Raw genomic sequence first — 12,786 nt, 5'->3', positions numbered from 1 at the left:
CTTTGATTGGTCGTGGAGAACCACCTCTAACAATTTCAACCAATGTAGAAAACCTCACCCACTCCCAACTTTTTGGTATTTCATAAGGAACTTCCTCATAATAAGAGCTATCATCTCCTTGGGAAACAATAGAAATGTCCAAATCTTTCTTTTTAATCTTGCCTTCTTCAAAGAGTTTTTGTTTTTCTGCTCGTATTTTTTCAAGTAAAACTTCGACTGATTCATCATTTGGGTCTTGTTCAACTAATTTTCCTTGCATAGCATATTGAAGAATAGATTTTTTTAGTTTATCTGGAAATTCTTTATCTAGCTGTTCTAGTCTATTATAACTTTCAGCATATTCATCTACTTTTTCTAAAGCTGATTCGATTGCTTCTATTATGCGTTGTTGTTCAGCTAGCGGAGGGAGAGGGATAAGAATAGAAGCAACTTTATCACTATTCAAGTTTTTCACAACAGCTCCACTAATTAGAGATAAAAATTGAGAATAAACTACATTTGATGAAAGAATATAGAATAGGTAATCTCTATTTAATGAGTTTTCATAGTTCGAAATAGCCAACCATCCATCGTGTATTGCACCATCAACATTCAAAATATAAGGTCTACCAAAACTCATAGAATTAGTTAACAAAAATGTACCTTTTTTTACAAATCTAGTTTTGTTAAGCCCTGATTTTTTGATTTTTTCTTTAACATTATTTATATACTTTTCACCCTTTTCAGTATCACCTATTTTTATCCAATTTATTCCATCTACTTCGGAAGTAAGATAATCTTTGATTGGTCGTGGAGAGCCACCTCTGACAATTTCAACCAATGTAGAAAACCTCACCCACTCCCAAGTATCAGGAATATCATAAGGAACATCAATTTCTTGAGTACTTCCATCAGCAAACTTCCCATAATGTTTCTTATGTGCTTCAAGTATATAAAAAGGCGTAAAAATACGCCTATAGATAATGGGGTTGAAATAGGTTTATTGTTGATGAGATTGTAGATAATTCAATTTTTTACTTCCAATCGAATACTTAAAACCTCCACCTTTTCTGCCTGTAATTGTTCATCATAAAATTCAATATCTTCAGGATTTTCCCCTTGGCAACCTCGGTAGAAATATTCTTCCGCTCGATCAGGATTCAAAAATCGACAAGCACAAACAAAACAGTCTCCATCATCATTTATTGAGATAATATAGTAGATTGAAATAAGATGTAAACAAATCGATTAGGAAAGTTAAATTAGTTTCTAGAAATTTTTAGCAGATGTAGTGTACTATTCTAGTCTCAATTTACTATGGCTTCAAATATATCTTTCGAAAAAATATTTACAGATGTGTAATTTTGAAGCTTGCAAAAGTTAGTAAACTTGTAGATTTCGATTTGAAGTAACTTGTTTTCTTGCCCGATATTGTTTTTGAAATTGAATTTTTCCATAGTGACTCCTTAATTTTCTTCTACACGTCTGATGATAAATCTAATTCGCAAAAGAGTCAAGAGGATTTTTCGAAAAATAAATAGCGACCGAAATCGCTATTTTAAGGGTTATAGGTATTTGATGGCTTAGACTGCTGTGTGACTGTTTGCCCACAGGCAATCTTTCTTCTATATTAGTATTAGTAAAGGTCTAAATAATTATCAATTTCCCATTGTGAAACGAAGGTTGCATAACTTGCCCATTCGATTCGTTTGGCTTCAAGGAAGCTAGTGTAGATGTGATCTCCGAGAGCAGCTTTAACCACTTCATCTTCTGTCAAAGCTTTCAAAGCGTTGTGAAGAGTTGATGGAAGGTCTGTAATACCAGCTTCCTTGCGCTCTTCTGCTGTCATGATGTAGATATTTTCTTCGATAGGAGCTGGTGCTTCGATTTTATTTTCAATACCATGCAAACCAACCTCCAAAAGAACAGCCATAGCGATGTAAGGGTTCGCCATTGGATCCACTGAACGCAACTCAAGACGAGTTCCCATACCACGTGAAGCAGGCACGCGCACAAGTGGCGAACGGTTACGACCAGCCCAAGCAATGTAAACAGGCGCTTCATAACCTGGAACCAAACGTTTGTATGAGTTAACTGTTGGGTTCATGATGGCAGTATAGTTGTAGGCATGCTTAATCAAACCGCCAAGGAAATGGTAGGCCGTTTCTGACAACTGCATTCCTTTTGGATCATTTGGATCAAAGAAGGCATTGTTTCCTTCTGCATCAAACAAGGACATATTACAGTGCATACCTGATCCAGCAATACCAAATTTTGGCTTCGCCATAAAGGTTGCGTAAAGGCCATGTTTGCGAGCAATGGTTTTAACAACAAGTTTAAAGATTTGAATCTTATCACAAGCACGGAGGACTTCATCGTACTTAAAGTCAATCTCATGCTGTCCAACCGCGACCTCGTGGTGACTGGCTTCTACTTCAAATCCCATTTGGGTCAAGACATTCACAATCTCACGACGTGTGTTGTCCGCAAGGTCAGTAGGCGCCAAATCAAAGTAGCCACCCTTGTCATTCACTTCAAGTGTTGGGTCCCCATTTTCATCGAGTTTAAATAGGAAAAATTCTGGCTCTGGTCCAAGGTTGAAGGATTTAAATCCAACTTCTTCCATGTGACGAAGAGCACGTTTCAAATTGCCACGAGGGTCCCCCGCAAATGGTTCACCTTCTGTTGTATAGACATCACAGATCAAACCTGCAACACTTCCATTTTCATCTCCCCAAGGGAAGACTGTCCATGTATCCAAGTCAGGGTACAAGTACATATCTGACTCATTGATACGTACAAAACCTTCAATAGAAGATCCATCAAACATAGCCTTGTTTGACAAGACTTTATCTAACTGTTCATCTGTAGCAGGAATTTCGACGTTTTTCATGGTTCCCAAAATATCTGAGAACATGAGACGGATAAAGGTAACATTTTTTTCCTTGACTTCACGACGAATATCTGCAGCTGTGATTGGCATGAGTTTTCTCCTTAATGTATGACTACTTGCGGTTGCTTAACAGCGACCAAAAGGTGATTGCACCGAAGCAAAGCGACCCTGTTGGAGGAGTTCATTGTGAAGTGCACGGCGCACCTCAGTCTGACTCACCGCTTTCTTGGATTTCGCTTCACGTTCAGCATATTTTTTCTTAATGGCAGCGATATTATAACCTTCAGAGATATAATCTTTGATTTCAAGCAGACGATCCATGTCATTCAAGGAATACATGCGACGGTTCCCTTCGTTTCGATCAGGTTTGATCAACTCTTGATCTTCATAATAACGAATCTGACGCGCCGATAGATCGGTCAACTTCATAACACTGCCGATAGGAAAAACAGCCATATTTCGGCGAAATTCTTTTTCCTTCATTTACAATTTCCTTCTTTCTGTCTATTATAGTCTAAAAAAAGACAAACGTCAATTGATAATGTTATAAAATGTAACATTATTTTTCTTTTTTCTCTAAAAGGAGCCGAATACGATCAATATCGTAATTTACTAGAATTGCGACAAAAACTCCCATAAACGTTTCTGATACACGCGCAAACACGTACAAAATTGTTTCGCCGCTCGGAATCGATAGGGTAATGATTAACATAGCCGCTACACCACCAATAACCCCCGCTTTGTTATTCATGGCTACATTTGTCATAATGGTTAACATGGTACAGATTGGAACAACAACCAAGGTTACCCAAAAGGCTTCGTGGAAAAAACTATTTATTAGGAAGAAGACCAAAGCATAAAGGCCACCGATACTATTTCCAAGAATACGCGAAGTCCCAAAATGAACACTCTTATCAAAACTCTCCCTCAGGCTAAAAACAGCTGTCAAAGCACCGATTTGAAGACCTTTCCAACCAAAAAAGCCAAAAATCAAGAGAACTAGAAAAACAGCAATTCCTGTTTTAAAGGTTCGCATACCAAGTTTGAACTGGGATTTATCGAATTTATATTTTTTAAAATAACTCATAATCTCAACTTTCTATTTCCATTTTATCATAAATCGGTGATTTTTATGAGTAATAGTTGCGAGGAAGCGCTTTTATTTTAAGCAAAAGAAAAGAGGAACTCTCATCCCTCTCTTCTTTGATTTGTTTATAAAATCTTATTTTTCTGTCAAGGCTGCAAGTCCTGGAAGAACTTTATACTCAATGAAAATCAAAGAGCAAACTAGGAAACTAGCCGCAGGTTGCTCAAAGCACTGCTTTGAGGTNNATATACGGCAAGGCGACGTTGACGTGGTTTGAAGAGATCTTCGAAGAGTATTACCTTCAAGAAGCTCCATTGATGCCCCACCACCGCGTCACAAATACCTACACTAACACAAAAAGGTGACATAGCCACCTTTTTGTTAACGTTTCAGTTTTCTTCCTTTTTCTACAAAATCAGGATTTTGTAGAGACTAACGGGCTGAAATTATTTTTCTGTAAGTGCAGCCAAACCTGGCAATACTTTACCTTCGAGAAGTTCCATTGATGCTCCACCACCAGTAGAGATCCATGAGAATTTGTCTGCACGTCCAAGGTTGATCGCTGCGGCAGCTGAGTCACCACCACCGATGATTGATTTAACACCTGGTTGTTTCACGATAGCGTCCATCACACCGATTGTACCAGCTTGGAAGTCTGGGTTTTCAAATACACCCATAGGTCCGTTCCATACAACTGTTTTGGCACCAGTCAGAGCTTCGTCAAATTTAGCGATAGATTTTGGACCGATGTCAAGACCAAGGAAGCCTTCAGAAACTGCTTCACCTTCAGTGTCACGCACTTCAGTGTAGCCAGCAAATGCGTTAGCTTCTTTAGAATCAACTGGCAAGATCAATTTACCATTTGCTTTTTCAAGAAGAGCTTTCGCAACATCCAATTTGTCTTCTTCTACAAGTGAGTTACCGATTTCGATACCTTGTGCTTTGTAGAATGTGTAAGTCATACCACCACCAATAAGGACTTTATCAGCTTTTTCAAGCAAGTTTTCGATAACACCGATCTTGTCTGAAACTTTTGAACCACCAAGGATAGCCACAAATGGACGTTCTGGAGTTTCAACTGCTTCTTGGATGTAGGCAATTTCATTTTCAAGAAGGAAACCAGCAACTGCTTTTTCAACGTTTGCTGAGATACCAACGTTAGATGCGTGTGCACGGTGAGCTGTACCGAATGCATCGTTTACGAAGATACCATCTCCAAGTGATGCCCAATATTTACCAAGTTCAGGATCGTTTTTAGATTCTTTCTTGCCGTCAACATCTTCGTAACGAGTGTTTTCAACCAAGAGAACTTGTCCATCTTCAAGAGCGTTGATAGCTGCTTCCAATTCAGCACCACGAGTAACACCTGGGAATACAACATCTTGACCCAATTTAGCTGCCAAGTCTGCTGCTACAGGAGCAAGTGATTTACCAGCTTTATCAGCTTCTTCTTTCACACGTCCAAGGTGAGAGAAAAGAATTGCACGTCCACCTTGTTCGATGATGTACTTTATAGTTGGAAGAGCTGCTGTGATACGGTTGTCGTTAGTAATTACGCCATCTTTCAATGGTACGTTGAAGTCAACACGAACGAGGACTTTTTTACCTTTCAAGTCAACGTCTTTAACAGTAAGTTTTGCCATGTTACAAAAACCCCTTTAATTATTTTATTCGAAACTATTATATCACACTTTGGAAATATAAGGAAAGATTTCACAAGATTTTTCGATATTTAATCTTCATCTTCTTTTTTCTGTTTCAAAGTCAAGACTAAACTAGCAAGACCAAGGCTTGCCAATCCTGCTATTAGGGCTTCATTGGCATCAGCAGTTCCTGTATTTGGCAATTGTTTACTTGCTTCTTCTGATTTAACTGCTGTATTTTGGGCTGGTTTTTCTTGTGTAGGCGCTACTGCTGGTTCAGTTTTTACTTTTGTTCCAATTTCAACAATTTCTGGAATCGCCTCTTGGATGACTTCTGTTGAACGAAGACGACGCTGACCGTTTTCATCAACTTCAAAGACATGTCTCAACAGACCATCTCGTCCCTGTATGATGACTCGTTGTTCCCCAACTAGCATATCAGCATTTTCATGCTCTTGACGGTCAAAGGCAACCTTTTCCTCTTGAACTTCCAATTTAGGAGCCTTTTGTTGATCAGAAGCCGGTTGATTAGTAGTTTTTGGAAGGACTGTGTTTTGTTGTTCTGGTTTAGTTGAGATAGTAACAAGGTCATTTGCACCATTAGATTCTACTCGTGGTTTCTCAGCAGATTCATAAACAAAGGCATAATGAGTAAAGTGTGGTGCTGTAAAGATAACATGACTATCCGTTTGTTCAAAAGCCAATTCTACTGCCTCTTTGCCTTCAGGTAAGAAGAATACTCTCTTCACTTTCTTATCTTTTTCAATTGGAATTTTCACAATAGAAGCGTAAGAGAGATCAACGTCTTGACCTTTTTCATCGAGACCTTCTATTTCAAAGACATGAGCATCTTCTCCAGCAAAGTATTTCTTCTCTTCAGCACTTGCTTGAACACGCTCTACTTTCAAACCCTTGATGACAATCTTCTCTTTATTTGAGAAGTGTACTTCAACACCTGTTTTACTATCAGAAAAGACTGCTGGCTTGTCTTCTTTCAATAAAGCAACCAGATCTTTTAGACTCTGTTTCGCTGTTGCAAGCTCTTCTGGACTCAAATCTACTTTTTCAACCAAGGCCTTGTTTTTCTCAAGAAGCGGAGCTAGGGCATAACCTGAAGGATGGGTTGGTTTGGCAGCCAAGAGTTCTTGAACCTCACCTGTTAAGCGATCAAGTTCTGTCTTTTCTTCCTTAAATTTCTCTTGACCATTCAGAGCTTTATGAGCTTCTGTCAATTTATTAAGTCGGTCATTGACTTGATCTTGGGTGCTAGTTTCATGGTCTTTCAACACTTGTTCGGCCGCTTCAATTGCTTTCAAGAAAGCTTCTTTTACTTCTGGTGAAGCAAAGTTATAGACCACCTTGTTCTTAGCCACTTCAACTTCTGCTAATTTCTGTTTGAGGTACTCATCGTTCAATGCTGCTTTTGGAGATACCAAAACATCAAAGTTGACTTCATGACCTTGGTAACGAAGCGTCAAGGTTTGACGACCAGTCTTTTGAGCATCGTAACCAGAAATTTCAACTCCCTCATTAGTAAAGGAATGTTCTTCCATGGTGTCATTGCTATAAGCCACTGCAAAGCGTCCTTCAGACAAGTCTAAGTTATCACCAACTAGGTAATCTTTTTTCGGTTCCTGACTTACTTCAATTCTCAAAATAGTTTTCGGACTTGCTTCATCTTGACTAGTAACAGTCACTGACAAATTAGCATGTACCGGTTGCCCCAAATATTGTAAAGTAAGATTTTGTTCTCCCTTATGATGCGTGTCAAATCCTGATACTGATACACCTGCGTGAGTTAGGCGAATGAGTTCGTCCTCAGCTCCTCCTTCATACTGAACTCGAAGAACACCACCTCTAAGGTCCAAATCCTCCCCTTCGGCGTAGCTTGTTTTCTTAGGTCCTGTTTCTAGGCTGACTGACTTGATTCTTCTGTCATCTTTTGGAACGGAAACCGCTAGGACATTACTAATTTCCTTGCCTGGAAACTGGGTACGATAGTACAGAAGACCAGATTGATTTGTCAAATCCAATGGTGCACTTGCTAGGTCTCCTCCAACTTCGCTCTTCAAGGTTGCAAGCGGAGTTTGAGAATTTGGATTGTCATAAACGGTAATGGTTGCTCCAGCTGGTACATCCGCAAAACCAACTTGTACCTTGTTATTGCCTAGAGAACGGGCTGCAGCCTTGGCCATCGGAATATTGACACTCTCAGTATCAAGCTTTTCATACATTTTCCAGTTATAGATACGAATAGCCTTCCATGGAGTTCCATTGTCAGAAGTGACAACATTTAAGCGCCAATCTTGAGCTGTGATAGGTTTATCAAGGGTAATATCTGTAACATGAGCTTTATTGCCACGGACTTCCTTAGCCAACTTCCATTGACCATCCGCATCTTTATAATAGAGGTCAAAGTCTTTGGTGTTCATCAAACCATCGTTTACAGATTCTCCACCAGCTCCAGCATGATCCATCACCCATCTCACAACACGGCGTGGTTGTGTCAAACGAATATCAACGCTACCACTTAATTGAGAAGAAGACCATTTGTCAGATAGACTGGTAATGGTACCATTCAACATACCTTCAATACCTTCTCCACCTTCTGTATCTGGGAAGGTACTTCCGATAACAGTAGCCCCTGGAACGATGTTTTCTGCTAGAGGTCTTGGAAGACTTGTGTCTTGGACAGTCATCCCCCACTCAAAGTTTGTAGTTGCTGCTTCTGAACGAACCCCATTTTTACCGACTGCTACAACCTTCAGTTCTTGAGTTGTACCCTGAGCACTTGCTGAGCGGCTAACTTTTGGTAGGTAGATCGTAGTTGCAGATGAACCTGTCAATAGGCGCCAAGCATCGCCATCCTTTTCATAGACTTCATAGAAATCAGCATCTTTATGACCAGTAAATTGTACAACTGCTTCCGCTTCTTGGGCATTTTTAAGGACTTGTTTGGCTACAGCTACTGTGGTTGGTGCCTGAGGAGCATCTTGATTATTGCTGATGGTCAATTGCCCCAGGTTAAATTGATAACCTTTTAAGTCTTTGTCATTTTCAAAATAGAGTTTAATACCGTAAATTGTTTTACCTGCCAAGGCACTCAAATCAAAATCATCGGTAGTCCAGTTATCTGAAACTGTCAATTCTTTACGGGCAGCTTCATCACCATAGGTATAATCTTTCTTGGTTGCAAATTCTACATAAACCTTGGTCCCTTTGCCTCCTTTGTGGGCAACATGCAATTTGGTTGTATCTGTCACCTTCAAGCGAGTAGAGTACAAATTCACATCTTGCTTGGTCGCACCTGAAAGATCCCCTGCAAATTTAAGAGAAGTTCCACCATTATAAGCATCTTCAAAATCATAGCTTGCTTTCAACTTATCACCAGTTGATTTTTGCCACCAGCGCCATGTTGGAAGAACACCTGAAACTGAACGGTAATTCCACTCAGAATCCTTAGAAACCTTACCATCTACGAACCATTTTCTACCATGACCGGTATTAAAAGAAGTGGTAAAAGTATGACCTACTGCTGGCGTGCGGTCCGCAACTAGGTTGGCAATCCCGTACCAGTCCTTGTCATCTGGTTTTTGACCAGTTGGATCGCCTTGGTAACCAGTGAAGAAGATATTTTCATTCTTATGATAGTCTTCGCCTGTCTTGCCAAGACTTGTAATAGTATCTGGCGCAAAGAGACCAAGTGACAAGCGAAGTTTGCCATTTTCATCTAAAAGGGCATCCCATTTCACTTTAGTCTTATAAGAACCACCCTGTTGCAATTCCAATCCTGCAAAGACATCGTACTGGCTACGCTCTAACCATTTGGCCATAGCTACAGAGTAATCATTCTTCTCTTTGGTCCAGTTAAAGTTAGCAAAGAAGTGATCAGCGGGTACCTTGTCCCCCTCTTTTTGCATAAACTGATAGTTGTATTCTCCTAAACCATCTTGGTGGTAACGTCCATAGTTATAAGTCATGGCATCGTACCAAGAATACTTGATTGGATGGTTTACCTTAGCAGCATACTCCTTGGTATAGAGCATAAACTGGCGCATCTTTTCTCCAAGAGGTTCAACCAAATCCCCAGTTGTTTCTTGGTTAATGAAATAGCCATCATAGCCATAATACTTGGCCATATCTACCAATTTACGGGCAATTGGGAAGCTACCATCTGCGTCTTGCTTCAAAGCTTCAGCGAATTTTTCTTGATCAGCAATACTATTAGACCAGTTGAAGAAGAGTGTACCATATACAGGAACCCCGTTACGGTGACCTGCATCAATAACGTCAGGAGTTGGTACGAGACCTTCCCAGAAGACCATTGAATCTAGATATTGCCAATAGTCAAAAGCATAGGCCTTGAACTCTTCTCCACCAACAGAAGCATGGTCTTTTGCTTTAGAATTGGTGTTTGATAAGGCTTGAACTTTTGCTTCCTTGCTAGCTTTTTCATTGACTAAATGACCTGTCCGACGTGAAGCGAGGACAACAGATCCGCGGTTAATAGCATCATCTTCACGAGCACCTGGTTCCCATTTTAACAATTCTTCCCAAGAATTAAATTTGATTTCCTTTGGTTTTAATGTTTTTTCTGTATTTTTAGGGACATCTGGCTGGACTTCTTTTTCAGTCTTATTAGCTTCGGCTGCTGGCTTAGACTCATCCCCTTGGTTAGTTGCTTCGGGCTTTGCTTCTGTTTCCTTGTCAGACTTAGGTTTTGCTTCTGCAGATGGTGTTTCTGCAACCACCTCACTTGCTTTTTCCTCTGGTTTAGCTGCGCTAGCTGCTTCTGCAGTTTCAGTAGTTGCAGCTTCATTGCTTGCTGGCGAAGCAGTTTCAGATGCTATCGCTACTCCTTCTGCCTTTTCTAGCTTGTTTTCTCTAGCATGTTCCCCTTCATTCTGCTTATCAGCTTCATTGGTCGAATGCTCACTCTCTCCTGAAACAAGCTCTGTATTAGCTCCGCTATTTTCAGGAACTGCAGTTTCTTCAGCCAAGGCTGAACTAGCAAATAAAACAGCACCAATCATCAGCGAGCAGGCTCCTACTGATAACTTACGAATACTGTAACGACAACGTCTTTCAAAAAATGAATTCTTCATTTTCTCCTCCTAAAAAATTGATTTTGTTGCACAAAAGAAAGCGCTTAACTTTCTTTATAAAATTTTTATCCCAATCACAGGGACCAAGATAATCACATTTTTATCCTAAAGCATTTTTTGACAAAAAACAATAGCTGTTTTCACAAATCTAAAATAAGGTTAAAAACTCTTAAAAATAATACACTTATCAATTATAATTTTCTTTTACAAACTTGACATTAACACTTGTTAGATTTACTTTTATCCTTTAAAATAGAATAGGAGATATTCCGCGATTATTTTTCGGAGGAAAAAGAAATGTCCATTAATTGGCAGGAAATTTTATTTCACTTTTTAGGTGGTCTGGGACTATTCTTATATAGTATCAAGACCATGGGAGACGGTTTGCAACAAGCTGCTGGAGATCGCCTTCGTTTTTACCTTGACAAATATACTAGTAATCCTTTCTTTGGAGTTCTGGTTGGTATTGGGATGACTGCTCTAATTCAGTCTAGTTCTGGTGTAACAGTTATTACAGTCGGCCTGGTCAGTGCCGGTCTCTTAACCTTACGTCAGGCTATCGGGATTGTCATGGGTGCTAATATTGGGACAACTGTCACATCCTTTCTCATCGGTTTTAAATTAGGTAACTATGCCCTACCTATGCTCTTTATCGGTGCCGTCTGTCTCTTTTTTACGAAAAATCGGACAGTCAATAATATCGGACGCATCCTCTTTGGTGTCGGTGGTATCTTTTTTGCCCTCAATCTCATGAGCGGCGCAATGGCTCCACTCAAGGATTTACAGGTCTTTAAGGACTATATGATTGAGCTAAGTAAGAATCCTGTTTTGGGTGTCTTTGTCGGTACCGGCTTGACCTTACTGATTCAAGCTTCCTCGGCTACCATCGGGATTTTACAAAACCTCTACGCCAGCAATCTCATTGACCTGCAAGGAGCTCTGCCAGTTCTATTTGGTGACAATATCGGGACAACCATTACAGCCATCATTGCCTCTTTAGGTGCTAATATTGCAGCTAAACGGGTAGCAGGAGCTCATGTTGCCTTCAACGTTATCGGAACAGTCGTCTGCGTTATTTTTCTAGTTCCTTTTACAGCCCTGATTCATTGGTTTGAAGCTACGCTAAATCTAGCACCAGAAATGACCATCGCCTTTGCTCACGGAACCTTTAATATTACCAATACCATTGTCCAATTTCCATTTATCGGAGCTCTGGCTTACTTTGTAACCAAGATTATTCCTGGAGAGGACGAGGTTGTCAAATATGAACCCTTATATCTTGATGAGCATTTCATCAAACAAGCCCCATCTATCGCTCTCGGAAATGCTAAGAAAGAGCTCTTGCATTTAGGAAACTACGCTGCCAAAGCCTTTGACCTTTCCTATAAGTATATCATTGACTTGGATGAAAAAGTTGCTGAAAAAGGGCATAAAACCGAAGAAGCCATTAACACCATCGATGAGCAATTAACACGTTATCTCATTGCCCTTTCAAGCGAAGCTCTCAGTCAAAAAGAAAGCGAAGTGCTCACCAATATCCTTGATTCCTCCCGTGATTTGGAACGGATTGGAGACCACGCGGAGGCTCTACTCAATCTGACTGACTATCTTCAACGTAAAAATGTTGAATTTTCTGATGCCGCCTTGAAAGAATTAGAGGAAGTTTATCGTCAAACTAGTGACTTTATCAAAGATGCTCTGGATAGTGTGGAAAACAATGATATTGAAAAAGCACGCAGTCTTGTAGAACGTCATGAAGCAATCAATAAGATAGAACGTGTTCTCAGAAAAACCCACATCAAACGCCTCAACAAGGGCGAATGTTCAACACAAGCTGGGGTCAACTTTATAGACATCATCTCACACTACACTCGTGTATCAGACCACGCTATGAACCTTGCTGAAAAGGTTTTTGCAGAACAAATCTAAGAACCAAGAAGCTATCCATCATAATTGGATGGCTTTTTGCTTTTTCCTAAGCAAGACTAGGCTGAATGAAACTGAAAGAGTATTCTGCAGATATATAGTATATTGAAACTAGAATAGTACACCTCTATTTCTAAAACATTGTTAGAAATC

At 39.9% G+C, this 12,786-nt stretch carries 8 protein-coding genes and 1 pseudogene; 2 read left to right on the top strand and 7 right to left on the bottom strand.

All coding sequences use genetic code 11. The features are described 5' to 3' along the window. Window positions 1-913 (bottom strand): annotated as a pseudogene (locus HT736_RS02245) (restriction endonuclease subunit S); the annotation flags it as partial. A gap of 373 nt (window positions 914-1,286) precedes the next feature. Then, on the bottom strand, window positions 1,287-1,436 hold the full coding sequence (locus tag HT736_RS11580) for a hypothetical protein (protein ID WP_000410533.1): 150 nt from the start codon (window positions 1,434-1,436) through the stop codon (window positions 1,287-1,289). Here HT736_RS11580 and HT736_RS02235 point away from each other — a divergent pair. Continuing rightward, the gene (locus HT736_RS02235; RefSeq protein ID WP_001808898.1) at window positions 1,401-1,520 is read left to right on the top strand and encodes a hypothetical protein; all 120 of its coding nucleotides are present in this window, start codon (window positions 1,401-1,403) and stop codon (window positions 1,518-1,520) included. The genes HT736_RS11580 and HT736_RS02235 overlap by 36 nt on opposite strands. A 95-nt stretch (window positions 1,521-1,615) precedes the next feature. Here the strand turns inward: HT736_RS02235 and glnA are convergent, their stop codons facing one another. From glnA to HT736_RS02210, 5 genes are all read right to left on the bottom strand, one after another. After that, the gene (gene glnA / locus HT736_RS02230; protein ID WP_001122892.1) at window positions 1,616-2,962 is read right to left on the bottom strand and encodes a type I glutamate--ammonia ligase; all 1,347 of its coding nucleotides are present in this window, start codon (window positions 2,960-2,962) and stop codon (window positions 1,616-1,618) included. A gap of 36 nt (window positions 2,963-2,998) precedes the next feature. Further along, window positions 2,999-3,355: a transcriptional repressor GlnR gene (glnR, locus tag HT736_RS02225; RefSeq protein ID WP_172930703.1), complete on the bottom strand. Its 357-nt coding sequence runs from the start codon at window positions 3,353-3,355 to the stop codon at window positions 2,999-3,001. Window positions 3,356-3,431: 76 nt separating this feature from the next. Further along, complete coding sequence (locus HT736_RS02220; protein WP_054393254.1) at window positions 3,432-3,959, bottom strand: aromatic acid exporter family protein; 528 nt, start codon at window positions 3,957-3,959, stop codon at window positions 3,432-3,434. 446 nt (window positions 3,960-4,405) lie between these two features. Continuing rightward, entirely contained in the window at window positions 4,406-5,602 is a 1,197-nt protein-coding gene (locus HT736_RS02215; protein ID WP_001096743.1) for a phosphoglycerate kinase, read from the bottom strand. A gap of 89 nt (window positions 5,603-5,691) precedes the next feature. After that, entirely contained in the window at window positions 5,692-10,707 is a 5,016-nt protein-coding gene (locus tag HT736_RS02210; RefSeq protein WP_172930019.1) for a bacterial Ig-like domain-containing protein, read from the bottom strand. A gap of 297 nt (window positions 10,708-11,004) precedes the next feature. Between HT736_RS02210 and HT736_RS02205 the strand changes: the two genes are divergently transcribed. Further along, on the top strand, window positions 11,005-12,636 hold the full coding sequence (locus tag HT736_RS02205; RefSeq protein WP_054388211.1) for a Na/Pi cotransporter family protein: 1,632 nt from the start codon (window positions 11,005-11,007) through the stop codon (window positions 12,634-12,636). Window positions 12,637-12,786: the final 150 nt, after the last annotated feature.

Source organism: Streptococcus sp. 339 (assembly GCF_013277285.1).
In the GTDB taxonomy this organism is placed as follows: Bacteria; Bacillota; Bacilli; order Lactobacillales; family Streptococcaceae; genus Streptococcus; species Streptococcus pseudopneumoniae.
Note: the sequence above shows the minus strand (reverse complement) of the source record. Positions and strands in the feature narration are given on the sequence as shown.